The organism is Roseibium album, assembly GCF_965233825.1.
GTDB lineage: Bacteria > Pseudomonadota > Alphaproteobacteria > Rhizobiales > Stappiaceae > Roseibium > Roseibium album.
Map to the genome: position 1 here is coordinate 1,265,884 of NZ_OZ247583.1, position 26,847 is coordinate 1,292,730.

The window sequence follows — 26,847 nt, forward strand, 5'->3', positions numbered from 1 at the left end:
CACCATGACTGACGTTCTGGACCTGTGGTTTGATCCGTCCCGTTGCCTGATAAACGGCAACTGGGTTGCTCCGGCGGGCGGTCGGCACCTGCCGCTGCACAACCCCTCGACCGGCGAAAGGATAGGTTCGATTGCAAGGGGAGCGGCTGAAGATGTCGATGCGGCGGTCGCAGCCGCACACGTCGCCTGGCAGGGTACGTGGGGCAAAACGACTGCGGTTGAGCGCGGGCGTCTTCTCTTCAAGCTGCGCGAACTGGTCCTGGAAAAGGTGGAGGATCTGGCGCGCATCGAGGCCATTGATGTGGGCAAGCCGCTGAAGCAGGCCCGGGCGGATGCGATCGCCCTTGCACGATATCTCGAATTTTACGGCGGTGCTGCTGACAAACTTCATGGGGACACCATTCCCTATCTGGACGGCTACACGGTCTACACACTGCGAGAACCGCACGGCGTCACGGGACATATCGTACCCTGGAACTATCCGATGCAGATAATCGGCCGTTCGGTCGGAGCTGCGCTTGCAACCGGCAATGCATGCGTTCTGAAACCTGCCGAAGATGCCTGCCTGACGGCGCTTGCCTTTGCGGACCTGGCCGTGAAAGCCGGGCTGCCTGCAGGTGCCCTGAACGTCGTTCCGGGTCTTGGCGCCGAGGCAGGCGCGGCGCTTTCGGCCCACCCTGGGGTGCATCATGTCAGCTTCACCGGTTCGGTGGCCACGGGAGTCCAGGTTCAGACCGCGGCAGCAAGAAACGTCGTTCCCGTTACGCTTGAACTAGGCGGCAAATCCCCACAGCTCGTATTCGCGGATGCGGACCTCGATGCCGCGCTTCCCTTTCTGGTCAACGCGGGGATCCAGAACGCCGGTCAAACCTGTTCGGCCTCATCCCGGATACTCGTTCATCGGTCGATTCAGGATCGGCTTGTTCAGCGCATGGCTGAAAGGTATACGGCGCTCAAGGTCGGTCCGGCGCTTGCCGACCTCGATGTCGGTCCCCTGATCTCGGCCAGGCAGCAGGGGATTGTCTCAAGCTTTCTGGATCGGGGCGATGATCTTGAGAAGGTGGCCGAAGGGTCTTTCCAGGATGCCCCGGAAGGCGGGAGCTACGTCAGGCCGACACTGTTTGCAGGTGTCTCGCCCTGCCACACCCTGGCGCGTGACGAGATCTTCGGTCCGGTGCAGGTCGTCATTCCGTTCGATGATGAGGATGAAGCCGTCGCGATAGCCAATGGCACAGACTACGGGCTTGTTGCCAGTATCTGGTCGCGAGACGGCGCACGGCAGTTGAGACTGGCCAGGAAAATCCGCTCCGGGCAGATTTTTATCAACAACTACGGTGCGGGCGGCGGTGTTGAATTGCCTTTCGGCGGCATCGGCAAGTCCGGCCATGGGAGGGAGAAGGGCTTCGAAGCGCTTTATGGCTTCACGACACTGAAGACGGTCGCGGCCTATCACGGGTGAAGGACATGTCTTGAAGCGCGATACGGATCGAATTTGGCACTATCAGGAAGAGACAGGCATACGAAACCAAGGTCCGTTGTTGTTCACGATATGCCCGCCCTTGCCTTGAGCCGGGGTCGGTCAACCTGGTGGTGACCAGATCCCGGATCAGGTCCGTGACAGCATCCAGACGGAACCCTCGCGTCAACGCGGCAGGCAGCGCGGGACATTGCGCGACTCGAGCCTGGATGACGGAAGGAAAAGGCAGGAGAAACAAATGAGATTGCAGGGAAAAACGGCTATTGTCACCGGAGGTGCGTCGGGCTTCGGGGCTGGAATTGTACGCAAGTTTGCAGCAGAAGGCGCGAAGGTTCTGATCGCTGATCTCAATATGGACATGGCGGAGGAGATTGCAGGCGAAGTCAGAGGTGTAGCCATGAAAGTCGATGTGGCCAGCAATGCCAGTGTTCAGTCGCTGGCTGAAGCGGCAGCACACAGCATCGGCTCTGTCGACATTCTCGTGAACAACGCCGGGGTGACCCATCTTCCCATGCCCATGCAGGACGTGAGCGAGGAGGAGTTCGACAGGGTATTCGCGGTCAATTGCAAGTCGGTCTACCTGACCGCACGCCATTTTGTGCCATTGATGACCGCCGCAGGGACCGGTGCGATCTTGAATGTTGCGTCCACGGCCGGTCTCAGCCCGCGTCCGAGACTCAACTGGTACAATGCATCCAAGGGCTGGATGATCACGGCGACCAAGACGATGGCCGTGGAGCTCGCACCTTCAGGGGTACGCGTCAATGCAATCTGCCCGGTAGCGGGTGAGACGCCCTTGCTGAAGAGTTTCATGGGAGAAGACACACCCGAGATACGGGCGAAATTCCTGTCAACGATCCCGATTGGACGCTTCTCGACACCGGAAGATATGGGCAATGCAGCCTGTTTCCTGTGTTCTGACGAAGCTGGAATGATCACGGGCGTTGCGATGGAAGTTGATGGTGGGCGTTGCGTGTGACAGAACCACACAAACCGAAGAAAGCAACGGCCATCGTGAGGCCGGCCAAGGTGTAACCGAAACAAGCATTTGAGGAAAAGATGATTGAACGCAAGCACGTCTCTGCCCGCATGAGCAAGATTGTGAAGCACAACGGCGTGGCCTATCTGTGCGGCCAGGTCGGAAACGCTGGCGACAGCGTTGCTGACCAGACAAGCGAATGCCTGTCCCGCGTCGACGCATTGCTTGAAGACGCCGGGTCTTCAAGAGAAAAAATGTTGCAGGCGGTTATCTGGCTTGCCGATATGTCGGACTTCGCCGAGATGAATGCAGTCTGGGACGCATGGGTTCCGGAGGGGTATGCACCGGCCCGTGCGTGTGGTGAAGCAAAGCTCGCAAGACCTGAACTCAAGGTGGAAATCATTGTCACGGCGGCATGTGACTGACTGCAAGAGTGTTTCCCCAAAACGGGTGACATTTCGAATTGGGTGAGGCCCTGCAGAATGCTGAACGAGATGACATGGCTGAGAAAACAATCGTAACGTCACTCGCCTCTGTATGACGGGCAATCAGTTTGGGTCTTTCGATCACGTCTTTGTTTGAAAAAGGGGTTTGTCAACGGCGCGGAAAGGGTCAGTATCCCGAAGCTTCGCTTGGGAAGCGGCATGAGTGTTTACAGGGATACTGAAAAAATGATCAAGGTACACGGCCGTATTTCGTCCGCCAACGTTCAGCCGGTGATCTGGTGCCTGGAAGAGTTCGGGGTTGAGTACGAGCGACTGGATGTCGGTGGCCCGTTCGGCGGCAATGACACCCCCGGGTATCTGGCAATGAATCCCCTCGGACTGGTGCCGGTTCTCGAACAGGATGGGCAGGCTTTGTCCGAATCCGCCACAATCCTGCGATACTTGATGCGCCGCTACGGTGGCCATCCGGCCGACCCCATGGCCGCTGCACAGATCGAGCGCTGGGGGGACATGTCGAGGCAGCATATTTACACACCCCTGATCCCGACAATATTCTGGCAGACCATCCGGACACCGGCGAATGAACGCGACAATGCAGCCGTTGCGAGTGCGGCCGGCGTGCTCAGGCAATCGATGCAGATCGTTCAGGATATGATCGAAGGGGCCTTCATCGGCGGCGATTCGCTGAACCTGGCCGACTTCCAGATTGGCAGTCTTCTTTACCGGTACTACGAGCTCGAATTTGAGCGGGCAGACCTGCCGGGCCTGCGCGCTTATTATGATCGTTTGTGCGATCGGCCCGCCTACCGTGACTTCGTCATGATCGATTTCATGGGCATGAAGGTTCCAGGCGCCTGACAACGGTTACCTGCCAGGCAAAAAAGAGGCCGCCCGGTGGGGTGGGCGGCCCGAAGTCGAATTGCGGGGTAGAGGGAATTTTCCGGACCGGCCCCGCATATCGGTCCAGAGAAAATCTGCATCGGCTCCGGCTCAGCCACCTTCAGTCAGAAAATCCAATACGGCACGGTTAAAGGCTTGCGGTGCGTTGATGTTGGCAACGTGAGCCGCGTCCGGAATCTCGACGTATCGTCCACCCGGCGTCGCATCGGCCATCGCCCGCATGACGTCCGGCGCAGCGCCCTTGTCGTGGCTGCCGCCCACATAAAGGGTCGGAATAGTGATCTTGTGGAGGTGCCGGTAGTAGTCGAGACCTTGCAACGCCCGGCAATTCGAAATGTAACCTTCAGGTTCGTGAGACAGGATCATGCGCTGAATTTGCCCGGCCGCTTGTGGATTGGCCTCGATCCAGTCAGGTGTGAACCACGTTGCCATCGTTCCTTCGACGATCCCCGCCATGCCGTTCTCTTCGACCTTGCCGATTCGATCGTCCCACATGGCCCTGAAGGGCGGCGGCGCGTCCGAACGCCCGTCTGCACAGACCACGCGCTCGATCCGCTCCGGATACGTGATAGCAAGTCCGAGCCCCGTCATGCCGCCTTTGGAAAGACCCATGAATCGGGCCGTTTCAATTCCCAGTTTGTCCATCAGGCCGATCACGTCGCCAACAAGCTGATCAAAGGTGTAAGGACCTGGCGGAACGTCTGATTTGCCGTGACCGCGCGTATCATATCGCAGCACCTGAAAATGTTTTCCGAGCTCGGGAATTTGCGGGTCCCACATCTCCGCGCTTGCACCGAGAGAATTCGACAGGATCAGCCAGGGTGCGCCTTTGGGGCCGTCTATATAGGTTTGAAGGCTATGATTGCCGAGATCGACGCGTCCCGTCATTGCGCAGCCTGCGTTTTGGAGGAAATGGCGGCGTTGAACGCGGGTTTCACCTTTTCGGCCAGCAGGACCATTGAGCGTCTGCCAAGTTCCGGATCGACCCAGTCCTTGCCGGCATAAAGCAATGTGCCGAAGTCGCCGACGGTCTCCCTGTATGCCAGGAGGTCATCGGTCACCTTGTCGGGTGTTCCCCAGGTGACCAGGTTTTCCAGGACACTCTCCAGCGTAACTTCCTCGTCGGGCTGATCGCGGTGTGTCTTGAAAAGGCCAAGGCGGTTGTTCTTGCGCATCTTGGTGAGGATCTGCTTGTAGTAGAACCGGTACGGACTGTCCGGGCCGAGTGCATATTCACGGGCGGTGTCCAGATCGTCGGCAACAAAGACAGACCTTGCAACACGCCAATTCTCGGTCAGCGCGGGCCGACCGATCCGCTCGCAGCCCTCGACATATTTCGGCCAGTGGCTGGCGACCCACTGAGGCATCAGAAAGTTCGCGCTGATCGGATCCCAACCTCGGGCGGCCGCCTCTGTGACGCCCTTGGAAAACGGTGCGACGGCAGTCACGACGATGGGCGGATGCGGTCGCTGCAGAGGTTTCGGCATGATGCCCTGGCCGATTTCGGCCATGCTGGTGCGTTCGGTCGTGATCTTCCAGTACTTGCCTTCGATGTTGTAGGGCGCTTCACCTTCCCAGATCTTCAGGACGGTGTTGATGCCTTCCAGAAACATTTCGTTGCGGTCAGCATCCAGATTGCCGAAAACTTCCGCGTCTGACAGGAGACCTCCAGGCGAAATGCCGAAATTGAACCTGCCGTCCAGCATGTGATCAAGCATGGCGACCTGAGCTGCAACCGCCGCCGGATGGGCATTGGGCATGTTTACCGTACCGGTTCCAAGGCGCATGTTTTTGACGGCGCTCGCCAGCGAAGCGATGAACATGGCGCAGGAAGTGATGTTTTCGGCCTGGTCGGTGACATGCTCACCGCAATAAGCTTCCGTGAAACCCAACTCGTCCGCGAGCAGGAAAGCTTCCCTGTCTTCCTTGAGCGTCAACCGCCAGTCTTTATCCAGCGGGTGGATCGGCATCGTAAAGAAACCGAGTTCCATGGGCCTTCTCCTCCAAAGCGCGTGTCATTGATCTGGATCAAACTTTATTCCGGGGCTGGTGTTTGGGAAAATTATAAGTACTAAACTGAGCTATCAAGAAATCTAATGAGGTTCGGATGATATCACTCCGGCAAATGCGGTCAGTTGTTGCAGTCGCTGAAGAGGGGTCTTTTACGCGGGCTGCGGCGCGGGAGAATGCGACCCAGTCTGGAATTTCACAGCATGTCGCGGCCGTTGAGGATGTCCTGGGAATTCGGCTTTTCGAGCGGACAAGCGACGGTGTGCTTCTGACACCTGCCGGAAACCGGTATTATCAGAAAGTGCTGGCGGTCTTGCGCGGTGCCGAGGAGGCGATCATTGATGCCCGGAACCGGCGGGATACGCTTTCAGGCGTCGTGCACGCCGGGATCATGCCGGTGCTTGCCCGGGCAGCTCTTGCGCCGGCACTGGATCACATGGCCTGTCACCATCCCGATGTGTCGATCCACATCATCGAGGGCTATAGCGGTGCGTTGACAGACAGTGTCAAGGCGGAAGAGCTTGATTTTGCGATTGTTCCCGCCTTCGGAGGCGCTGTGGGCCTGAATGTGCGCCATCTTGCACAGGACCGGGAAATGATAGTTGGCGGGGTTCAAAGTGGAGTCGTTCACGGCAAGCCGGCGCGCCTGCAGGATCTTGCCCCCTTGAAGCTGGTTACGCCTTCAAGCATCAACATTCGCAAGACACGCATCGAGGAGTATCTCGCTACCCATTCCATTCGCGTGGAACGGATCATGGAACTGGATGCAATGCTCGGCACGCTCGATTTTGTCGCCCGCTCGGACTGGGTAACGATCCTGCCGGGCGTCATTTGTGCCCCGGACAGGGACGGATCGGTGCGCCGGATCGCCCCGCTGGACCAGCCGCCGCTCTTCCTGGAATTCGTCCAGATCGAACCCGCCCGCCGCCCGCTGTCTGCGCAGGCACAGGTTTTTCTGGAAGAGTTGAAGAAGGAAGTCGCCAAACTCGTTGCGCGGTAAGTGATTGGGCACCGATTTGCGATCAGCGGCAGCGTCCGGCTAGTCGACGGTAAAAGCGCCGAGTTGGCCTTTGCCGAAGGCGAGTGGGGTTTTTTCGCTGCTCATGTGGGCAACGACCCGGCCAATGAAGATTTCATGGTCTCCGCCTTCGTGAACGGCATGTGTCTCGCATTCGAGTGAGGCCGCGCAGCCGGCGATGCAAGGGACACCGTGAGTTCCTGCAGTCCACTCCAGTCCCGAAAACCGGTCCCTCTCGGCGCTGGCAAACAGTTTGCAAAGTTCCGCCTGTTCAGCTGAAAGGATGTTGATCGCAAATCCCGGATGCGCCCTGTATTCTGGAAGGCTGCCGGCCTTGCGGGCAAGGCTCCAAAGGACCAGAGGCGGGTCCATTGAGACGGAATTGAAGGAACTGATGGTTACGCCGACAGGATCTCCTGTTCTCGACAGCGTGGTTGCAATCGCAACACCAGTCGGAAAGCAGGACAGCGTCTGGCGCAGCGCTTTCGGGTCGATGGCAAAGTCTTTGGAACCGGTCATTGCGTTCATTGATCCCCTCCTTTGGTTGCCTTCGAACATAGTGAGGTGCGACATTATGACAAATTATAAGATGTGATCACGAAGATCAGAATTATTGATATTTCGATGCTCACCCATGCGCGGGCAACAAGCCCGTAAACTGCCACCAGAAAATTGTCAGTGGCAGCCCCAAAAGCACAACGGCGGCAAAAAGTGCCAGGCAGATCCGGGTTAGCAACCCGGTGGAGATATCGGCAAGCGACATGGCAATGAGAAGTGGAGGCGCCTGGTAGGGCAGAAGCGGGCTCGCAATCCCGATCATCTGGACCATTGCGACAGTTACCATCGGCAAACCGGTCGCCGTTGCCAGCGGTTCGGCAAACGGCGCAAGAACGAGCGGCGCCGCCGGTGCCGTTGTCAGATGCGACAACACGACGGAAAACCCGAATACGGCATAGATGTTCCAGAAATCCCGACCCGGCTCCAAGGCCAGCTTCCCGATCAGTGTATTGGCCAGCGCAACATCCAGACCGACGTGACGGGCAAGCGCGCTGACGCAAAAGATCGCGCTGAACAGCAGTGCCGGTGTGAGGTCAATCTTGTCCTTCATCGCGGACTTGGGAAGAATTTCCATTTTCGGCCAGAGCACGAGAGTGGCAACCGCGAGTGCGATCCAGGCCGGCTGGACGCCGTGCGCGAAGTCGCTCGCCCAGAGCGTGATTGCGCACACGAGCAGCACGAGAAGACGTGTCTGGGGTGCCGTCAGCTTTGCTCCGGCGCCGGGCTGGATGTGTTGTGGATCGGGTTTGTCCGTGCTGAACCGCCACAAGACGGCCAGAAGGACGGCAAAGCGCAGCAGATTGACCGGAAACTGGGCCAGAAAATAACCGGAATAGGTCGTTTTCAGGCCATACAGGCTTTCCAGAGCGCCAAACTGGACGATTGTCGGCAGGTTGGCCGTGTAGATGGCGTAAGTCGGCAACAAGGTGCTGACGGCAGCTGTGGCACAAAGGCCCATCGTCCCGCGGCTTCCGGCCGGAAAACCGAGAGAAGTGCCAAGTGATACGGCGACCGGGATCAGGATCAGAACGCGTGGAATGGTGGAGGGAATGAGAATGCCAAGCAGGAACCCGGCTGTTGCCACGACCAGAACGGCCCTCTGATAGGACAGGCCCGAAAGCGCGAGCATCCGGTTCGAGATTTGCGTCCCGAGTCCCGTGGTAACGACCGCGACCCCCAGTACGATGCCTCCGACGAGAAGCCAGAATCCCCCTGACGCAAGTCCTGAAAAGACGATTCCGGCCGGTGCGACCGCAACGGCGAGGCTGATCAGAAACACCAGCAGGGTGGCCACGATGTCGGGGACGACCCGTGTCGCGAACAGGGCGATCGAAAAGAGCCCGGTCCCGGCTACAAGAAAGAGATCTTGCCGTGTTGCCTCCGACTGGAACCCCAAGGCCATCAGGGTCGCGGCAGCGAGAGCCGCGACGATCAATGCTGCTGGGGCCAGGGAGAGTTTCACTGAGAGGCCCTAGGGCAACAGCAGGGACGACCCCGTCGTTGTTCCCGCCTCCAGTGCCCTGTGCGCCTCGACAACATCCCTGAGCGGCCATGTCTGGTTGATGTTCACCGACAGATGACCCGCCAAGATCATGTTGAATACCCGGTTTGCCGAGTGCTCGAGATCCGCACGCGGGCCGACATAGTTCGCAAGCGTCGGGCGGGTGAAATAGAGCGAACCGGCCTTCTGCAACAGGCTGGGTGGAACGGGGGGAGCCTCTCCGGTCGTTGCACCGAAGGAAACGAACATGCCGTAAGTGGCAAGCGAAGCGATGGAAGTATCGAATGTTGCCTTGCCGATACTGTCATAGACCACCGAAACGCCCTTGCCGTCCGTCAGCTGGTTGACGCGTTCCGTGATGTTTTCCGATGTCCGGTCGATCGCGTCCGTGTAGCCCAGTTTTCTGATCGTTGCACAGCTCTCCGCACCGGAGGTGACGCCGATCATCCGGGCACCAAGATATTTGCCCCACTGGCCGGCAAGCTGCCCGACGCCTCCGGAGGCGGCAAAGAACAGGACATCCTGCCCGGACTGGACCTTGAAGCAGCGTTCCAGCAGATACTCAGCGGTCATGCCCTTCATCAGGACGGCGGCGGCAGTCTGGTCCGTGATGCCATCGGGTATCTTCAGAATGCGTGCAGATGGTGCGTTGCGCACTGTCGCGTAAGCGCCCAGCACGCCGCCATAGACGACGCGATCGCCGACGCTGAACCCTTCCACCTCGGGACCGAGTGCCGTGATCCGGCCGGCGGCCTCAAGTCCGAGCGGGCTCGGAATGACGAGCGGGTAGTGACCTGAGCGCTGATAAATGTCCATGTAGTTCAGGCCGATGGCCGTCTGCTCGATCTGGACTTCGCCCTTTCCTGGTGGTGGAACGTCGAAGGGTTCCATCTTCATGACTTCGGGCGCTCCTTGCCCGGTCAGCATGATACGTTGCGCCTGCATGGCGGTCTCCGATGTGTTGGAAGTGATCAGACGGTTGCATCCCCGGATTCAACGACGACGGTCTGAACTTCACCGGCCCCGTTCGCCCTTCGATGGGCAGCTGCCTTTTGGTACTCATCCGACTTGAAGCAATTGACGCCGGCTTCAAGTGTCGGGAATTCTATGACCACGAAACGATGGAAATGATCTGGTCCTTCCATTATCTCGTAGTCACCGCCGCGCGCAAGAACCTTGCCTCCATGATCCGCGATGATATCCGGAACAAGGTCGGTGTATTTCTTGTATTCGACCGGATCGTTGATCCTGGCGCGCGCCATCCAGTAAGCGGGCATGTTTTCCTCCGGTAATCTACATCAGGGTTTCAGGGAGCCAGTTGGCGATTTGCGGAAAGGCGATCAGCAGGATGGCGGCAAACAGCATGATCCCCCAATAGGGGATCGAACTGAGAAAGATTTCCTGCACACCGACCTCGGGGTCCTCGATGGCTGCCTTGACCGTGTAGACAAGCAGCCCGAATGGCGGGGTCAGGAGCCCGGCCTCGATGGCCAGGATACCGACGATCGCAAAACTCAGACGGTCGAAACCAAAGGCAACCGCGATAGGTTCGACGATCGGAACCGTCAGCAGCATGATCGAGATACTGTCAATGACCATGCCCAGAATGAACCAGATCAGCAGGATGACGGTCAGTACCTGCCATGCCTCCAGTCCGGAAGAGATGAAATACTCGCGAATAGCTGTTGTCACGCCGGTCATGGCCAGCGTTCGGGAATAGAGCGCTGCGCAGAATAACAGGATCAAGATTGGGGCCGCGGTCTTGCCGACGGCATAGACCGCTTGCATGAATTGCGGCCAGGTCAGTCCCTTTGTCATGGCGAACAGCAGGGCCAGTGCCGCTCCGGCTCCGGCACCTTCCGTCGGAGTGAAAATTCCGAACCAGATGCCGCCAAGCACGGCAAGGATGATGCCGAAGACGCCGGTCATGCTGGACAGGAACTGACCGGTGCTCATCTCGACCCGGTCGGCGGCAGCTTCCCGCTGCTGTGAACCGGAACGGTTTTCGCCGACAACCTCCGGGTTCATGATTGCAGAAACGATTATGTAGCCGAGGAACAGACTTGCCAGCAGGATGCCGGGTAGAACGCCCGCAAGAAAAAGTCGGCCGATCGACTGCTCGGTCAGGATGCCCCAGACAATCATCAGCACCGACGGCGGGATCAGCATGCCAAGGCAGCTGGAACCCGCGATTGCGCCGAGCGCGAAACCACGCCTGTAGTTGAAGGCTTTCATCTCCGGATAGGCAATACGTGAGAAGGCAGCAGCCGAAGCGATCGACACACCGGTCACAAAGGAGAAAATCGTATTGCCGAGAACGGTTGCTATGGCGAGGCGCCCGGGCAGGCGCCGGATGCCCCGGTTGATGCCATTGTAGACATCGGTGATCGCCCCGGATCGGCCGATAAATTCACCCATCAGCATGAAAAGCGGGATCACCGCGAAGGTGAAGTCGCGCAGAGCTTCCGCGGCAGTCGAGGCAACGGTAGCCTCCACGATGCGCATTTTGCCGGTCACCAGATAGATCCCGACCGCGCTGGAAATGCCCAGGGCGACGGCCACATGAACGCCGAGCAGTACAAGGCCCAGCAAACCTCCGATGACAATGAGGGCAGTCCCGAAATCAAACAAGAAGCTTTACCCTCACCGGAATTTCAGTCGGTCGGATAAGCCAAAGGCTTCGATAACCGCCAACAGGAGATAGTTGAAGGCAGCCAGGCCGCTGCCGAAGATGATCGTGAATCGTGCCGGCCAGACCGGAACACGCAAGGCGCCCTCGCCATCGAATTCGCCATTGGCAAAGGACCTGAGTGCCGGTTTGATGCCGGCTTTCATCAGGAACAGGAAGAAGGCGGCTCCAAGAAGAAGGCCCAAAACCACGATGAATTTGCGGAGAGTCGGGTTGAAGGCGTCGATCAGGAAATCCGCCTGTAGCATCGACCCGGAGCGGACCGCGAACCCCAGTTGCAGGAAAACGATCATCACGACCGAATTGGCGACGATCTCCTTTGTGCCTTGCAGCGGCATGTTCAGCGCGCGGAAGATGATGTCCGCAAGAATGAAAAAACACAGGATAAACGCCCAGGCGGCGGCCAGGATCATGAGAAGTTTCGTAAGGCGGTCGGTCACCTTGATCAGGAACATGGATCTTCAGCCGTTTCGAAGGTCGGCCGCGGCAGGGCCGCATCGCCTGGAGGGAAAAGAGATGCTGCAGCCTGTCCGGCCGCAGCATCAGTTGGCTGCGCGTTGTTACTTGATCTCGTAGCGGACCGGCCAGTTGTAGCCACGGTCCTCGGCCTTATCGAGTACCAGGTTCAGCACCTGTTTGGCCGGCAGACCCTGGCCTTCAAGGTCATCGGCCATCTGTTGTGGCCAGTCCTTCAGGCTTTCCGCCCAGGCCTCGCGAACCGCCGGGTCTATTTCGGTCACCGTGATGAGTTCGCGCAGTTCTTCCACCAGCCGCGCGTATTCCTTCTGGTTCACGATCCCGGTCTGCTCTTCGTAGTCCGCCGCGACCTCGTGCAGGATCTCCTTAACGTCGTCGGGCAGTTCGTTGTAGGTATCCTGATTGATGGTAAGGCCGTGCCAGGTCATCGAGCCGAATCCGATCAGGGTATAGTAGGGACCCGGTTCATAGAGCTTGAGGTTTACCCATGCCGACGGGAACATGATCCAGCCTTCGTAAACGTTGGTATTCATTTCCGTATAGGCGGTGGCCAGCGACGACTGGACAGGCGAAACACCGGCGTATTTCAGCCAGTTCAGATTGAGCCCCGCCCCGGCGATCTTCTGGTCTTTCAGATCTGCAAGCTTTTCCCAGGAAAACGACGTGCCGAGATTGTAGCCGCCGTCGGCGATGCGGGACAGCAGGACCTGGTTGAACTTCTGCGGGAAGACATCCGTCAGATAGGGAACTTCGGCATAAACATCCTGGGCAATCTGCAGGGACTGAACCGGGTCCATCGTACCGAAGGGCATCATGACCTGGAACGCATGAAGCGGCAGATTGGACGGCTCGAAGCAGTAACACATACCGCCGATGTCGATGATGCCGTCCTGGACGCCTTCCAGAACTTCGGTGACCTTGACGATTGAACCGGAGTAGCCTTCCACGAAATTGATCGTGTGGTCGGTGCGTTCTTCGACGCGCCGTTTCAGTTCAGGCTGAAAATAGTCGATCATCAGCCCGGCATAGACGACACCGGGCGGGTGTCCGGAACCGATCCGCAGCGTGATTTCCTCGGCGACGGCCGAAGTGCCCGCCAAGGCAAGCGTTGTTGCCAAAGTGGCACTGGCGATTATCTTCTTCATGGTTTCCTCCCGTGAACATTGTTCAAATGCACCGGATCAGCGGTGCCACCGGGAGCCGGCCTTCTTGAACGGGGCCGGTCTCCCAATCCGTTACGCGGCTGTTGCGCCGGGGACCTGCAGCCGGACGCTGTCCGGCACCTCAAGGGGTGTATTCGGCCCATCGAGAAATTCGACGGTCGTGAACAGCAGTTCAGTGTCACCGATGTTTTCGACTGAATGGAGCATGTACTCGCCTTCTCCGTAGAAGAAATGCCTGGTTTCACCCTCGTAATGCTCGACATCCTTGATCTCGCCGCTGGAAAAGTACCCGCGCGCTTTCCCGGCCCTGTGCGCGGACCAGAAATACGGGTTTACGTGGCGATGGAACGGACAGCGTTTGCCCGGTGGCAGGCGAAGATGCCAGACGCGCACCTGGTCCGTTTCGGAAACCAGTGTGGATCCGACAACGCCATTGAACTCTTCGGTTTTCATTGCCCCGTAAAGACCTTCCGGCCAGTGGGAGAAAGCTGCGGGATCGGTTGCCGTCTCGATATGGTTGGGTCCGGGCTTTGCCCGTTGGGCTTGTGCCATGGTCGTCTCCGTTGGAACTATTCTGCAGCGTCTCGCGCGCTGAGGAGCGCGTCCAGATCGGCGCGCAGCGCGGCTTTCTGACTGTCATTGAGTGCGACGAGTGGAGGTGCCATGCGTGTCCAGCTTTCGTCGCCCGTTCGCCAGGCTTCCAGTTGTTTCATCGCCGCCATCAATGGGTATTTGGCGGCGGTGGCACGTGCGGCCTTGACGTGTTCAAAAGCCTGTTCTCGATTGTCCCCCGATGCGGTCAGCGCAGTGCGAACGATGTCACCGAAGGCGTTTGTCGATCCGGAAATGATGCCGGCACACTTTGCGTCCAGAGCATCGAAAACCATCGCTTCGCTGGAAGGATAGACGTCGAAGTCTCCATCGATGCCACCTGTGGCGTCTACAAATGCGGTGGACTGTGAAAAGTCTCCGCTTGAATCCTTCAGTCCGGCGATGATCGGCCCGAACTCCCCTTTCAGTCCTGCCACAAGCGTCGGAGACAGGGGCGTCATGGACATTTGCGGAAAGTGGTAGAGATAGATCCGCAATGCATCGGAATTCACCCGGTCGATCAGGCGTGCGTAGTAGGCATGGAGTCCCTCGTCGCTCGGATTCTTGTAATAGAATGGCGGCAGGACAAGTACGTTCGGAAAACCGGCTTCAAGCGAAGCGCGTGTATAGGCGACCGCATCGTCTGCTGCGCAGGCACCGGTTCCGAAAATCACCTGATCGGCGGCGAAACCGGCAGACGCGAAGGCAGCGGGAAGTGTCAGCCGGTCCTTTGCTGCTATGGAGTTGCCCTCGCCGGTCGTTCCCGTCGGTGCAATGCCGTCGCAACCGCCCTCGCTCACAAGGTGGCGGCAATAGGCGATCAGTTTGCCGGCATCCACACGGCCCTGATTGTCAAAGGGTGTTACGGCAGCGGCATAAATCCCGCGGCGGGCTTTTGACATCAAACAGCTCCTTCTGACGCAGCGTCTGCTGCCGCGTGACTATCTTTCATGGAAACGACCACCTTGATGGCATCGTCGATACGCTCGCGTGCGTATTTCAGTGCCGTGGGAAGGTCTTCCATGGGAAACGTGTGCGTATGGATCTTGGTGGCGTCGAACCGTTTCTCGGCCATGAAGGCCATGGCCCGGTGGGTGGCGGACCTGCCCTCGCCACGAATGCCGTAGAGATAGATGTTGTTGACGGCGAGATACCCCAGGTCGAATTCGACCGGCTTCTTCGGGAACGCGGCAAGACAGATCTTGCCGCCGCGGTTGGTCATGTGCACTGCCTGGTTGACCGTCGTTTCGCTGCCCGCGCAGTCGACCACGTAGTCGGCACCCTTGCCCCCGGTGAGGTCCATGATACGGGCAACGACGTCTTCGTTCCGCGCATCTATGGTAATGTCGGCGCCGAGTTCCAGGCCGATCCTGTTCCGGTTTTCGCGCGTCCCCACGAGAACCACTGGCGAAGCGCCGAGCGACTTGGCGACAGCAACAGCCAGGAGACCGATGGGGCCGGGGCCGATCACTACAACGCTTTCGCCGGCGACAAGTCCGCCCAGTTCGGTCAGGCCGTACATCGAGGTTCCGGCGGTCACCACAAGTGTGGCTTCCTCGTCGGACATTGTGTCCGGCACCTTGATCATGGTGTTGATGTTGTTCACCGCATATTGGGCGAAGCCACCATTGGTCGTGAAGCCGTTGGCCCGGTGACCCTTGTCCTGATCGCCGTAGTTTTTGCCGTAGTTGTGGCATGAGGTGTACATGCCCATGCGGCAACGCTTGCATTGGCCGCACCCTGCATGGATCTCGACGGTGACCCGGTCTCCGACACTGAATTCGTCAACGCCCGGTCCAAGCGCCGCGATGGTCCCCATATATTCATGCCCCGGGGTGAAGTTCTTGTTGAATGGCGGGCCACCTTCGATCAGGGCCGGTGTTCCGTAGGTCAGGATTTCCAGATCGGTCGCGCAGATGGCAACGGCATCGATCCGGACCAGGGCTTCCGCCTTTCCGGGTACGGGAACGTCCTTGTCCACGAGCTTGATGTCGTCCGGATCGCCGAGAACCCAGGCTTTCATCATGGACGGGACGGTTGTTTCTGGCGGCGCGTTCACACGGTCCTCCCTGATTGAAGTGAGCAAGCCATCGAGGGTGTTTCAGCTGGTGCGGGCCACTGGAAACAATTGTTCGATGCGTTGCACCTCGAAATTGACATTGGTTAACCAATTTGGTGTGTTGGTTCTATAATTTCACGATAAAAATCGATCTGTAAAGAAAAAATCGATACTTGTCTCTGTTTTGCGAGTGTGGCTAAATTGGAATAGATCATTTTTGCCACGAAGTTTGAATGGTGAACCAAATTGGTGCTGGACTTGCAATCGCCTACGCTTCCCGTTCTGGATCTGGTCAGGGGCTGGCTCGATCAATCCGGGCTCCGTCCCGGCGGACGTTTGCCGCCGGAGCGGGAGCTGTGCGACACCCTCGGTGTTTCCAGGGGTGTTTTGCGAAAGGCCCTGACGGTGCTTGAAGCCGAAGGCGTTGTGCATAGAAAGGTCGGTAGAGGGACATTCCTCGGTGACGCCTACGCCGTGGCTGGAGCGTCATCTGAAAATCTGGTCTTTCTTGCTGATCGGACCAGCCCGCACGAGGCAATGGTTGCCCGACTTGTTCTGGAGCCCGAACTTACCGCCATGGCTGCGGTGCACGCCACCCCGCGCCAACTTGCCAGGCTGCGTGAGCTGACACTGGAAATGCGGTCTGCAACGTCCTGGCCGTCCTATGAGGAACTTGATTTCGCATTTCACACAGAGATTGCAGAGGCTGCGGGTAACACGTTGTTGAGCGAGCTTCACTGGCTGGTCAACAAGGTCCGCGTGTCGGTGGTCTGGTCACGTCTGGATGTACCCGAGGGCGGTCCGCCGCCTGATTACCACTCGTTCGCCGAGCACGAGGCCATCGTTGCCGCCCTGGAACGCCGGGATGTCGCGGGGGCCAAAAACGCCATGCGAACGCATTTGAAGTCTGTCCGGGCAACATTCCTGCCGGAAGACTGATATTCACCTGCGAGGGCAGGCCTGACTTTATTGAAGACTTCTGAAACCGAGAGGCATATCGCGTGATCGATTTTTATACCTGGACCACCCCGAACGGACGGAAGGTTTCAATCCTTCTGGAAGAACTTGGCGTCGACTATACCGCCTACGCGATCGATATTACGAAGGGCGAGCAGCACGAACCGGACTTTTTGAAGATCTCTCCAAACAACAGAATTCCGGCGATTGTCGACCACGAAACCGGCGTATCGATGATGGAAACCGGAGCGATCATGCTCTACCTCGCCGAGAAGTACGGCAAGTTCCTTCCGCAGGGAAGTGCCCGCTGGCCTGCGATCGAGTGGTTGATGTGGCAGATGGGCGGCCTCGGGCCGATGCTCGGACAGGTTCATCACTTCGTCAAATACAACAAGGGCAAGTCCGAATACGGAGAAGAGAGGTACGCCACCGAGGGCCGTCGTCTCTACAAGGTCCTTAACACCCGCCTTCAGGACCGCGATTTCATCGCCGGTGACGGCCGCGGTGAATACTCCATCACCGACATGGCCTGCTGGCCATGGGTTTCCCGTTACGAGTGGCAGGAAATCGATCTCAACGAGTTTCCAAACGTCAGGGACTGGTACGTGCGGATAGCGGAGAGACCTGCGGTTCAGCGCGGGTATCACGTTCCGAAACACGTGAACGACATACCGATTCCGTAGGAATGAAAAATGCCCCTTGTCCCGTCACAGTCCGGAAATCAACGCAGACAGTATCTTGCCGATTGGAAGGTTCTGGTTCGCAATGCTGAGGCCGGCCCACAAGAGAGCGGGCAGGGCGGCAAATGTCATCAATGTCGAGGCAACAATCAGGCCGGCAACCTTTTCAGGATCCCGGCCGTAGCGCTCGGCAAAGACGTAGGTGACGATGGCCGACGGCATTGCCGCCATCAGGAACATGCTGCCTGCGACGGTACCCTTGGCGTCAAGCAAGGCAATCGTCGCAAGCCCTGCGACAATTCCGATGACGAGCCGCGCGCTTGCAAGCAGGATGGCCGTACCGATATCGCCGACCTGAAGGCGCGCAATGGCCGCGCCAAGCAGAATGACCATAACCGGGATCATCATGCCTCCGAGCAACCTGGTCGTCTCGCTGACGACTTCGGGTGGGTCGATCCCGGTTGCCTTGACAAGGAGAACAGCGGTTACAGACCAGACCAGCGGCTCTTTCAGCGTTCTTGTCAGGGAAAAGGTGCCGGCGGTCACGATCGGCATGACCGTGTATTGCAGGATTGCGATTACGAAGAAAAAAGCGACGCCGATGGCAAGACCTTCCTCGCCAAAGGCAAGAAGCACCACGGGAAGACCGATGTTTCCCGAATTGGGCATGGTCAGGCTCGGCAGGAAACTGCGCAGGTTGAAACCGGACACGATGAGAAAAACGGTCGCAAGGAACCCTGCCACGATGCTGGTACAGATCGCGCCGAAAGACATCTGGAAGAGCACTTCCTCCGGAAGGTCGGTGGATGTCAGCGACGAGAAGACCAGCGCTGGAGTGCCGACCATCATGACCAGCATGCTCATGCTTTTGGTTTCCAGATTCGGCCCTGCTTTCTGGATCCAGTAGCCGATCGCAGCCATCAGCAGTATCGGCGCGATGACGCCAACAAGTTCACCTGTCAAATCAATATCCCTCGGAAGTCCGATGCGATGGGCCGGGTGGGTCGCCGTTTGTTTGCGGACTCGGATCTGACGGCAGGATCGCGGCTTGCGTCAAGCCCCGGTTGGGGGCGCGAGCTTCAGAATTGCCAATACACGCTATCAGTAATGCTGATTTAGAAATGCTCTCGTTATTCGATATTCATGTAGCGAGTGAAGAAAACTCGATTTTATTTGGAGGTGCCGATGGCACACGTAGCACCTGTTGATCTTGAGGCAAGTCGGGAAGCGGCAGAGGAAATCAAGTGGCTGGCCGGTCAGACCGGTTTCGTCGCCAACTCCATGCTTACGCTTTCCCACCGCCCCGAGATCGCAACGGCCGTGCTGAATCTCATCCGTGCGGTTGTTCGCAATCCCAATTCAACAGTTGACCCGGCCCTTTTGTGGATGGTCGCCCACGTGACCAGCCTGTCCAACGGCTGCCGGTATTGTTCGGCGCACACGTTCAAGAACGGTGCGGACAATGGCGTGCCGCAGGACAAGCTGGAGGCCCTGTGGGACTTCGAAACCAGTGCGTTGTTTTCGGATGTGGAGCGGGCCGCGCTGCGGATCGCCCTGACCGGTGGCCAATGCCCGGCGTCTGCGGATGCGGGCGACATGGAAATTCTCAGAAACCATTTCTCGACGGCGCAGATTGTCGAAATCTGCTCCGTCATCGCGTTGTTCGGCTTCAACAATCGCTGGAACGCTCTGATGGAAACGGAACTGGAGGAGAGTGTCGTAACGTTTGTGAATAGCAAGAATTACCACGGTCCTGACGCAACCGCGTGAGGACAAACGGGCTGTTTGAGGAGGCGGTCCGAAGAAGGAGGAGGAAGAAGCGTGAGTGAGAACAAGAGTGGCGCGAGCCGCAGATCGTTCCTTGCAGGTGCCGGCGCAGCAGCCGGGATGACGGGACTTCAGATTACCATTCCAGGCATCGCATTGGCGGCAGGGTTTCCCGAACGCCCGATAACGCTGGTTGTCATGTATTCCGCCGGGGGTGGAACCGACACCATCATGCGCAAGATCGCGCAGGAAATGGCGGATGCCCAAGGCTGGAACGTCAATGTGATCAACAAGCCGGGCGCCGTCGGGGGCATCGCGACGCAGTTCGTTGGCGGACAGCGCCCGGACGGCTACACGGTGCTCGGAGGGGCCAATTACAACCGTTTTGTCCGGGTTCTCGGACATGCGGACTTTACGCCCTGGAAGGACTGGGTGCCGTTCAAGGCGGCGAATGCGCTGGCCTCGTGGTCGGTCGCCGCGGACAGCCCTCATCAGACCATGAACGATGTCATTGCAGCTGCCAAGGCGAACCCGGGAAGCGTGACCATTTCAACGTCGGGTACAGGTGGTGTCTGGCACGAGCTTGCCATGATCATCGCGAACATGGCCGGTGTCGAACTGAAATACGTTCCCTACAAGGGTGGCAAACCCGCGACGCTTGCAGGACTGCAAGGAGAAACCGACATTGCCGGAGGAGGTCTGCACGAGCATATCGACCTGATCCGTGCCGGAAAGCTGCGCAATCTGTGCCACACCAGCATCGAGGACATCACCCTGGACGATGGCACGGTTCTGCCGTCAATCGCATCGATCATTCCCGAAGCACGCGCCCTGCTGCCGGTGGGTGCGACCTATAACTTCATGGTGAAGCGTGACATACCCCCTGAAGCCATGCAGGCCCTTGCAGACGGTTTTGTCGCGGCTGTCAATTCCGACGGTTTCCAGGAACTTCTGAAAGCCAAATTCTTCCAGCCAGACATCAAGATCGGCGAAGAAGCGGACCGGGAAGGCGCGCTGATGGAAGCGGTCACCGTTGAAATCTTCAACAAGTTCAAGGACCAGATCGGTGCCGATGTGAAGACGGCCGAAGAACTGGGCCTGCCGAAACCGGAAGATTTCGATGCGTGGTGGCCGCCCGAGGGCTACACGCCGCCCCCGATCAAGTCGGGCGCATAGCGACGGTCAGACCCCGGCTCGTCAGGCCGGGGTCTCCATGCTGAAACATCCAGAAAAGCCGCAAGGGGACGCCCGTGAGCGAACACACTCACTCTGATGTCAAATTCGAGGGTGAAGAAGCCGGAACCGGGTATGCCTCACCGGCTCTCGATCTGATTGCGACACTTCTGCTGATCATGCTGTCCGTTGCCGTCATGTTTGGCAGTCTGGCGTTGCCTGTGCCTGCCGATCTGCAGACGGCCCCCGGACTGTTGCCGTTCATCGTCGCGGCCAGTCTTCTCGTCATGGCGCTCGGCCTGGGCGCTTCTGCCTTCGGTCGCTGGCGCCAGGGTGTACGAATGCCTGTGCTCGCGGGACGGGACATTTCGACGGATCTGAAGTCTCTCGTGCTTGCGGCCGCAATCGCCGTCTACATTGCGGGCCTGCAATATCTTGCTTTCCGGCATGACATCGTCGTCGGTGAATTTCGTCATTCGATAACGGCATTCGAACCGGTGACCATCCTGGCACTTGCCACCATCATGCGCATGTCCTGGACCGGCGCGCTCTGGATCATTTGCTGCGTGTCGATTGTCTGGACCCTGCTGTTGAGCACCGTATTCCAGCATGTCTTCAACATACCGCTGCCGGGGTCCTTCTGATGATCGACGCGCTTCTCGCGGCCCTGCAGCCGAGCCTGCTTGTCATGTCGCTCTGCGGCGTTTGCCTCGGGATCGTCTGGGGTGCGCTTCCGGGCCTTTCCACGACCATGGCGATGGGTTTGCTGATCGGACTGTCCGCCGGCATGTCCCAGGATGTCGCCATCAGCTTCATGCTCGGCGTATACACCGGCAGTGTTTTTGGCGGCGCGATCTCGGCAGTCCTGATCAACATCCCCGGAACACCGGACGCCGTGCCGACCATGATCGAAGGCCATCAGCTCGCCCAGCGGGGAGAGGGAGGGCAGGCGCTCGGCATGTCCATTGCCGCGTCCTTTGTAGGCGGAATGGTTGGCATCGCGCTGCTGATCCTGCTGATCCCGCTCATTCTGGCATTTGCCCTGAATTTCAAGTCCTGGGAAATGTTCTGGCTGGCGATCATCGGCATCATGGTTGCCGGCTCAATGGCGGCCGGATCCGTCCCGCTGAAGGGCTGGATTGCGGGTTGGATCGGCATGTTGATCGCGTTCGTTGGTCTCGATGCAATCCATGCCGTGCCGCGTTTCACATTCGGATCGTTTGCGCTGTACGACGGCGTGTCTTACGTGGCTGTGCTGATCGGGCTGTTCGGCCTGTCGGAAATCCTGCGAACTTTGCCGGCCAAGGACATGCCGACAATACCCTCGGAAGTCGGGCGCGTGTTTCCGCCCCTTGGCAAACTCGCAAAATATATTCCAAGCGCCCTGCGCTCCGGAACAATCGGTGCTTTCGTCGGGGCCATTCCAGGTGCGGGTGCCAACGTCGCCTCGTTCCTGGCCTATGACATCGGCCGCCGCTGGGCCAAACCGGAAGAAAAGGCCAAATGGGGCAAAGGCAGCTACCAGGCGATTGTCTGCGCCGAAACCGCAAACAATGCCAACATTGGCGGGTCGATGCTGCCAACGCTCGCACTCGGAATTCCCGGCAACGCGGCGGCAGCAGCCCTTCTGGCGGCACTGACACTGAAAAACGTTGTCGTCGGACCGACGATCGAGATTGATCATCCCGGTCTTATCTACTTCATTTATGCCTGCCTCATCGTCGCGAACCTTTTGATGTATGTCGCGGCGTTCGCGCTGATAGGGCCTTGCGTGAAGCTCTTCAGTCTGCCGCGTGGCATCCTGATGCCAATGATTTTGCCGGTTTGTGTGATCGGCGCATTCGCGGTCAAGCTGACCATGGCGGACGTCTGGATCATGTTCGCTGCCGGCGTCTTCGGCTGGCTGTTCACGATAATGCGGTTTCCCACGGCACCGGTCGTGCTCGGTGTGATCCTGGCACCGCTCGCCGACGAGAATCTGCGACGCTCGCTGCTCGTTTTCGAAGACAAGTCCCTCGGTTTCATCCTGTCCCAATGGATCGGCACCGTGCTGATGCTCGCCGTGCTCTTTGTCATCATTGAAGGCGTTTTGCGTGCCCTTTGGTCTCTCAGAAAGGGAACGGATGATGTGGAACCGACACTTCCGTCCCCACAAGGTTAAGGAGTTTTTTGGTGCCAACGAAGAACAAGGAAATCGGTCTGGCCATAGTTGGCTGCGGTACAATCGGCCGTATCCGGGCCGAGATTGCACGCGCCTATCCGGGCGTCGGCTGGATCGGCCTGTGCGATATCAAGTCGGATATCGGCCAAAAGCTCGCCGAGGATGTGCAGGCCGATTTTTTCACGACGGACTTCAGGGAATTGCTCGCACGGCCCGAGATCACGGCAACCATTATCGCAACGGACGAGAATTTTCATTTTGAACCGACCATGCTGGCCATTCAGCAGGGGCATGATCTGTTCATCGAGAAACCGCTTGCCACGGACGCGCGTCAATCCGCACAGATCCTTTCTGCGATCGAGGAAACCGGCGTCGATGCGGTAATCGGTTACACCCAGCGTTTCCGTCGCCGGTTTCTCGCTATCAAGGAACGCCTGATCACGGGACAGATCGGAGATGTCCATTCCGTCGTCACAAGGGCTTTCATGAACCGGATGGTGCCGATCGCCACGGTCCAGCGGACACAGGAGCGCGCCACGCTGACACCGATGGTTGTTTCGGGAACACACAGCCTCGACATGTCTCTCTGGCTGATGGAAGGAAAGAAGCCGGTCAGTGTCTATGCCCGCTCGACCGACAGGGTGCTCGGCGCCTGGGGCACGAAAGACTCGACGTTCGGCATCTTCACAATGGACGACGGCTCGATCTTTTCAATGAACATTTCCTGGGCTCTGCCCGAGGTATGGCCGGGTGCAGTCTACGGCATCGAGATTGGCATCGTCGGTTCGGAGGGTGTCATCGACATTGAGGACACGCACCGTGATCTCGTCATGGCGACAAATGTTGCACAAGGCGCAGGTTATGCACCTGAAGGTTACAAGGCTCCAGATCGCCATGTCGAATTCCTGACGAGCTACCCGCCAGGTGACCTTCATCTCGGTCAGCTCTGGGGCCCCATGCGTGAGGAAACCAACGCATGGTATCAACGGCTTTATGCCGGTCTCGATACGCCGCATGCCACTGCGCAGGACGGTCACCGGAACCTGCTTTTCACCATGGCGATGGATGTCTCGGCAAAACGGGGCGAACCGGTCGCCTTGCCGCCGGACCCCGCCGAGTTGATGGCGGAACTGTCCTAGGAGGAACTTGGATGACCATCAGGATCAGGTTCGGGGGATACCAGGGCGAAAAGTCCGTGCACACGAGGGGCGGACGAACGCTGGCAGCGGAATTGGCTCGGGCAGGCGGCGGCGACGTTTCGCTGGAATTTGACGAGAACATAGTCGTCCGTGGCCACAAGGCCGCGGATCTCCTGTCGATGACCGAGGAAGGTGCGCTCGACGGGTGCTATTTCTCCTCCAGCTATCTGGCAAAGAGGGTGCCGGAACTTGGCATCTTCGATCAGCATTTTGTGGTGCCGGATCGTCGGCGTGCCTACGCCGTTCTTGACGGTGAACTGGGTGAGCGGCTGAAGAATAAAGTCGCCGCTGCAACCGGATACACCGTGCTTGGATACTGGGACAACGGTTTGCGTCATATCTCCAGCCGCAAGGCAATCCGAACACCGGACGATTGTGAAGGCTTGAAGCTCAGGACGCTGGCGAACGAAGATCATCAGCGCGTCTTCCGCTCGCTCGGCTTTGACCCGCGCGCAATTGATGTACGTGACCTGCCCGCAGCGGTGGAAGACGGCACCGTCGATGCGCAGGAAAATCCACTGACGAATATCTACAATTTCGGTCTTCACAAGACGCATCGCTGCATCACGCTGTCCCGGCATCTGCTGGGCGTCGCACTTGTACTTTTTCGTACTGAAAGCGTGGAAGGCTGGCCCGACGAAACGCGCAGTGCGGTTGAAAAGGCCGTCGTCGAGGCGACCCGGGCTCAGCGTCGTTTCGCAGAGGAAGACGACGATATCTGCCGCCGTGCTCTCGTGCAGAACGGTGTTGAAATCATCGACCTGGGCGATGCCGAGCGCGCCCGGTTCGCCGCATTGTGTCGCCAAGAAGTAGATACGACCAGAAAAGCGTTTGACGAGGAGCTAATCTCTTTGTTTGACAAGGAGTTAGATGCCGCATGAGCACTATTCGTGTTCTGCATTCATCTACGCAAAGTTAGCATTTCGGATCGTTTTGGCAGGTCGCTAGTCTGGTGCTTGCAGGAGGAAAAGCACAGATGAACTCTGTTAACAGACGCGTTGATCCGGAGGTGATTGTTTCGGCTGTCCTGGGCGTGGCGTCTGCCTTGTCGATCGTGTTCATGACGCAGCTCGTGGCGCCACCGAAAGTTCTCTTCGGCCGCTCGCTCACTGCGATTTCCCCAAGCCTGTTTCCCTACCTGGTTCTGGGCGGCCTCGTGGTGCTGAACATCCTGTTTCTATACCGGTGCAATATCCGGCCCGAAGGCATCTGGTCCGAGCCGGTCTACAACGAGCACAGCCGTATCCGTGGACTGATGCTCTTTGCAATCATGCTGTTCTATTCCCTGGCAATGGTACCGCTCGGTTTCCTGATCTCAAGCGTGCTGACACTGGCTATGATCTCTGTTCTGGTCGGAAACCGCAGCCCTTGGCAGATCGCGCTGATCGCCCTTGTTCCGCCGGTTTTGCTTTATCTCGGGGCAACGCGATTGCTCGCGGTCGCGCTGCCGGAACTGTCTTCGATCGAGTTTTTCTACGCCTACATTCTCGGTGAATCCGACGGCATCGGAGGAGCTGTTCAATGATCGAGCAGTTCACACAAGGTCTCGAACTGGCCTTTCGCCTGGATACGATCCTTTTTATCTGCATGGGCCTGTTCGGCGGCATGCTGGTCGGCGCGCTTCCCGGGTTCACGACCCTTATGGCAATGGCGATCCTGTTGCCGATTTCGTTTTTCCTCGACCCGCTTGTCGGCATTCCGTTTCTTCTTGGAATCTACAAGGGTGGCATGTTCGGGGGCAGCGTTCCGGCGATCCTCGTTTCGATGCCTGGTACGGGGGCCGCCGTTGCAACAACGCTGGATGGCTATCAGCTCACCAAAAAGGGTCAGTCTCGCAAGGCGCTCGACACCGCCCTGGTCTCTTCCGTTTTCGGGGATACATTTTCCGACATCTTCACGATCTTGATGATTTTTCCGATCGCATTGCTGGTCATGCAGTTTGGACCGCCGGAGATCTTTGCCGTCCTCCTGCTGTCTCTGGTGATCATCGCAGTCACGACAGGCGGGAACGTCCTGAAGAGCCTGATCATGATGCTGCTCGGGATCTGGTTGTCGTTTATCGGGACCGACCCGCTCGGTGGCGTGGAGAGATTCACATTCGGTCTCTTTGACCTGAAGTCCGGTATCCCCTTGCTGCCGATGTTGATCGGTGTGTTTGCCATCCCGGAGATCGTCAACGTGGTCATGCGGTCAACCCGTGGACAGGCGCTTGCGGCAGTCGTCGGGGACCGTTTGAACTGGTCGGAATTCAAAAGCATATTCCGCACGCTTTGCCGGTCCTGCGTGATTGGAACCGGTATCGGTATCATTCCCGGCCTTGGTCAGGTTGTTGCAGCCATGATGGGATACACCGCTGCCAAGAACGCTTCGGATGATCCTCAGAAATTCGGCAAGGGCGAGATTGAAGGGGTTGCGGCGGCGGAATCCGCCAACAACGCGGTCAACGGACCGACGCTCGTGCCGTTGCTCACGCTGGGTATCCCGGGCGATAATGTCACTGCGATATTGCTTGGTGCCTTTGTTGCGCAGGGCCTGCGCCCCGGGCCGCAATTGTTCGAAGAGCAGGGCGCGACGGTTTTTGCGATCCTGATCGCGATGGTGCTGGCAAATCTGCTGTTCCTGGTCATCGGCTACCTGTCGGTTCCCTTTTTCGCGCGTCTTGTGACGCTGAAGAATTCGATTCTGGTGCCGATCGTGATCATGTTCGCTTTTGCCGGTGCCTTCGTATTCAGGTCCGACTCGATCGACCTTCTGATGCTCGTCGGCTTTGGCGCCTTTGGCCTCATTGCGCGGGCCGCAAGGTTCGACGTCATGCCGATGGTCATGGGATTCATACTGGGCCCCCCCATGGAATACGCCTTTGGCCAGACGGTCGCGATGGCACAGAACGCACCGCTCGCGTTCCTGCTGACCGAGCGGCAGGGCATGCTCATTCTTCTGGCTCTCATTCCGGTCATCGGTTTTGTCCTTTGGAGGAGGATGAAGAAGCTGGCCACGGGCTAGGAAAACGGAAGCGGCGTCCGCATCGTCCGCGGCTTCCGA

At 58.4% G+C, this 26,847-nt stretch carries 28 protein-coding genes; 15 read left to right on the forward strand and 13 right to left on the reverse strand.

The genetic code is table 11. From position 1 onward, the window contains the following. Positions 1–4: 4 nt before the first annotated feature. From ACO6TI_RS05935 to ACO6TI_RS05950, 4 genes are all read left to right on the forward strand, one after another. Positions 5–1,459: an aldehyde dehydrogenase family protein gene (locus ACO6TI_RS05935; RefSeq protein ID WP_422384531.1), complete on the forward strand. Its 1,455-nt coding sequence runs from the start codon at positions 5–7 to the stop codon at positions 1,457–1,459. Positions 1,460–1,715: 256 nt separating this feature from the next. Then, the gene (locus tag ACO6TI_RS05940; protein WP_055120983.1) at positions 1,716–2,456 is read left to right on the forward strand and encodes an SDR family oxidoreductase; all 741 of its coding nucleotides are present in this window, start codon (positions 1,716–1,718) and stop codon (positions 2,454–2,456) included. A gap of 80 nt (positions 2,457–2,536) precedes the next feature. Further along, positions 2,537–2,881, forward strand: a complete 345-nt coding sequence (locus ACO6TI_RS05945) for a RidA family protein (protein ID WP_104704782.1) — start codon at positions 2,537–2,539, stop codon at positions 2,879–2,881. Between the two features lie 219 nt (positions 2,882–3,100). Beyond that, entirely contained in the window at positions 3,101–3,760 is a 660-nt protein-coding gene (locus ACO6TI_RS05950) for a glutathione S-transferase family protein (protein ID WP_422384532.1), read from the forward strand. A gap of 132 nt (positions 3,761–3,892) precedes the next feature. Here ACO6TI_RS05950 and pcaD read toward each other — a convergent pair whose 3' ends face one another. Together pcaD and ACO6TI_RS05960 are read right to left on the reverse strand one after the other, a co-directional pair. After that, positions 3,893–4,690, reverse strand: coding sequence for a 3-oxoadipate enol-lactonase (pcaD, locus tag ACO6TI_RS05955; protein WP_055120987.1), 798 nt, complete (start codon positions 4,688–4,690; stop codon positions 3,893–3,895). After that, complete coding sequence (locus ACO6TI_RS05960) at positions 4,687–5,793, reverse strand: LLM class flavin-dependent oxidoreductase (RefSeq protein WP_196879838.1); 1,107 nt, start codon at positions 5,791–5,793, stop codon at positions 4,687–4,689. The genes pcaD and ACO6TI_RS05960 overlap by 4 nt, the downstream gene beginning before the upstream one ends. Before the next feature lie 116 nt (positions 5,794–5,909). On the opposite strand from ACO6TI_RS05960, the gene ACO6TI_RS05965 reads away from it, so the two are divergent. Beyond that, entirely contained in the window at positions 5,910–6,812 is a 903-nt protein-coding gene (locus ACO6TI_RS05965) for a LysR family transcriptional regulator (protein ID WP_082442980.1), read from the forward strand. A gap of 39 nt (positions 6,813–6,851) precedes the next feature. Here the strand turns inward: ACO6TI_RS05965 and ACO6TI_RS05970 are convergent, their stop codons facing one another. The 10 genes from ACO6TI_RS05970 to ACO6TI_RS06015 form a co-directional block, all read right to left on the reverse strand. Beyond that, entirely contained in the window at positions 6,852–7,358 is a 507-nt protein-coding gene (locus ACO6TI_RS05970; RefSeq protein WP_055121115.1) for a flavin reductase family protein, read from the reverse strand. Positions 7,359–7,458: 100 nt separating this feature from the next. Continuing rightward, the gene (locus ACO6TI_RS05975; protein ID WP_422384533.1) at positions 7,459–8,850 is read right to left on the reverse strand and encodes an SLC13 family permease; all 1,392 of its coding nucleotides are present in this window, start codon (positions 8,848–8,850) and stop codon (positions 7,459–7,461) included. Positions 8,851–8,859: 9 nt separating this feature from the next. Next, positions 8,860–9,834: a quinone oxidoreductase family protein gene (locus tag ACO6TI_RS05980; RefSeq protein ID WP_422384534.1), complete on the reverse strand. Its 975-nt coding sequence runs from the start codon at positions 9,832–9,834 to the stop codon at positions 8,860–8,862. 26 nt (positions 9,835–9,860) lie between these two features. After that, entirely contained in the window at positions 9,861–10,166 is a 306-nt protein-coding gene (locus ACO6TI_RS05985; protein WP_055120995.1) for a DUF1330 domain-containing protein, read from the reverse strand. A gap of 16 nt (positions 10,167–10,182) precedes the next feature. Beyond that, the gene (locus ACO6TI_RS05990; RefSeq protein WP_055120997.1) at positions 10,183–11,520 is read right to left on the reverse strand and encodes a TRAP transporter large permease; all 1,338 of its coding nucleotides are present in this window, start codon (positions 11,518–11,520) and stop codon (positions 10,183–10,185) included. Between the two features lie 12 nt (positions 11,521–11,532). Next, positions 11,533–12,033, reverse strand: coding sequence for a TRAP transporter small permease (locus tag ACO6TI_RS05995; RefSeq protein WP_104704788.1), 501 nt, complete (start codon positions 12,031–12,033; stop codon positions 11,533–11,535). Positions 12,034–12,138: 105 nt separating this feature from the next. Beyond that, positions 12,139–13,200 carry a TRAP transporter substrate-binding protein DctP gene (locus tag ACO6TI_RS06000; RefSeq protein ID WP_196879834.1) on the reverse strand — a complete coding sequence of 354 codons (1,062 nt, stop codon included), beginning with the start codon at positions 13,198–13,200 and terminating at the stop codon, positions 12,139–12,141. Positions 13,201–13,290: 90 nt separating this feature from the next. Beyond that, a complete protein-coding gene (locus ACO6TI_RS06005; RefSeq protein WP_196879833.1) occupies positions 13,291–13,770 on the reverse strand; it encodes a hypothetical protein in 480 nt (159 codons plus the stop codon). 17 nt (positions 13,771–13,787) lie between these two features. Continuing rightward, positions 13,788–14,711, reverse strand: a complete 924-nt coding sequence (locus ACO6TI_RS06010) for a dihydrodipicolinate synthase family protein (RefSeq protein WP_422384535.1) — start codon at positions 14,709–14,711, stop codon at positions 13,788–13,790. Then, the gene (locus ACO6TI_RS06015) at positions 14,711–15,868 is read right to left on the reverse strand and encodes a zinc-dependent alcohol dehydrogenase (RefSeq protein WP_281931415.1); all 1,158 of its coding nucleotides are present in this window, start codon (positions 15,866–15,868) and stop codon (positions 14,711–14,713) included. Before ACO6TI_RS06015 ends, ACO6TI_RS06010 begins: the two co-directional genes overlap by 1 nt. A 258-nt stretch (positions 15,869–16,126) precedes the next feature. On the opposite strand from ACO6TI_RS06015, the gene ACO6TI_RS06020 reads away from it, so the two are divergent. Beyond that, positions 16,127–16,807 carry an FCD domain-containing protein gene (locus ACO6TI_RS06020; protein WP_196896734.1) on the forward strand — a complete coding sequence of 227 codons (681 nt, stop codon included), beginning with the start codon at positions 16,127–16,129 and terminating at the stop codon, positions 16,805–16,807. 62 nt (positions 16,808–16,869) lie between these two features. Continuing rightward, on the forward strand, positions 16,870–17,508 hold the full coding sequence (locus ACO6TI_RS06025) for a glutathione S-transferase family protein (protein ID WP_055121016.1): 639 nt from the start codon (positions 16,870–16,872) through the stop codon (positions 17,506–17,508). Positions 17,509–17,532: 24 nt separating this feature from the next. Here the strand turns inward: ACO6TI_RS06025 and ACO6TI_RS06030 are convergent, their stop codons facing one another. Continuing rightward, positions 17,533–18,468 (reverse strand): AEC family transporter, encoded by a 936-nt coding sequence (locus ACO6TI_RS06030; RefSeq protein ID WP_055121018.1) that lies wholly within the window; start codon positions 18,466–18,468, stop codon positions 17,533–17,535. 222 nt (positions 18,469–18,690) lie between these two features. Here ACO6TI_RS06030 and ACO6TI_RS06035 point away from each other — a divergent pair, with 222 nt between their 5' ends. From ACO6TI_RS06035 to ACO6TI_RS06070, 8 genes are all read left to right on the forward strand, one after another. Further along, on the forward strand, positions 18,691–19,275 hold the full coding sequence (locus ACO6TI_RS06035; RefSeq protein ID WP_197000707.1) for a carboxymuconolactone decarboxylase family protein: 585 nt from the start codon (positions 18,691–18,693) through the stop codon (positions 19,273–19,275). Positions 19,276–19,326: 51 nt separating this feature from the next. Then, positions 19,327–20,448 carry a tripartite tricarboxylate transporter substrate binding protein gene (locus ACO6TI_RS06040; protein WP_055121021.1) on the forward strand — a complete coding sequence of 374 codons (1,122 nt, stop codon included), beginning with the start codon at positions 19,327–19,329 and terminating at the stop codon, positions 20,446–20,448. A gap of 74 nt (positions 20,449–20,522) precedes the next feature. Further along, positions 20,523–21,089 carry a tripartite tricarboxylate transporter TctB family protein gene (locus ACO6TI_RS06045; protein WP_055121022.1) on the forward strand — a complete coding sequence of 189 codons (567 nt, stop codon included), beginning with the start codon at positions 20,523–20,525 and terminating at the stop codon, positions 21,087–21,089. Next, on the forward strand, positions 21,089–22,606 hold the full coding sequence (locus ACO6TI_RS06050) for a tripartite tricarboxylate transporter permease (RefSeq protein ID WP_196879828.1): 1,518 nt from the start codon (positions 21,089–21,091) through the stop codon (positions 22,604–22,606). The genes ACO6TI_RS06045 and ACO6TI_RS06050 overlap by 1 nt, the downstream gene beginning before the upstream one ends. A gap of 11 nt (positions 22,607–22,617) precedes the next feature. Continuing rightward, positions 22,618–23,745 (forward strand): Gfo/Idh/MocA family protein, encoded by a 1,128-nt coding sequence (locus ACO6TI_RS06055; RefSeq protein ID WP_055121118.1) that lies wholly within the window; start codon positions 22,618–22,620, stop codon positions 23,743–23,745. A gap of 11 nt (positions 23,746–23,756) precedes the next feature. Further along, positions 23,757–24,686 carry a TRAP transporter substrate-binding protein gene (locus tag ACO6TI_RS06060; RefSeq protein WP_422384536.1) on the forward strand — a complete coding sequence of 310 codons (930 nt, stop codon included), beginning with the start codon at positions 23,757–23,759 and terminating at the stop codon, positions 24,684–24,686. A gap of 95 nt (positions 24,687–24,781) precedes the next feature. Continuing rightward, complete coding sequence (locus tag ACO6TI_RS06065) at positions 24,782–25,330, forward strand: tripartite tricarboxylate transporter TctB family protein (RefSeq protein WP_082442989.1); 549 nt, start codon at positions 24,782–24,784, stop codon at positions 25,328–25,330. Further along, a complete protein-coding gene (locus ACO6TI_RS06070; protein WP_055121030.1) occupies positions 25,327–26,808 on the forward strand; it encodes a tripartite tricarboxylate transporter permease in 1,482 nt (493 codons plus the stop codon). Before ACO6TI_RS06065 ends, ACO6TI_RS06070 begins: the two co-directional genes overlap by 4 nt. The last annotated feature ends 39 nt before the right edge of the window (positions 26,809–26,847 follow it).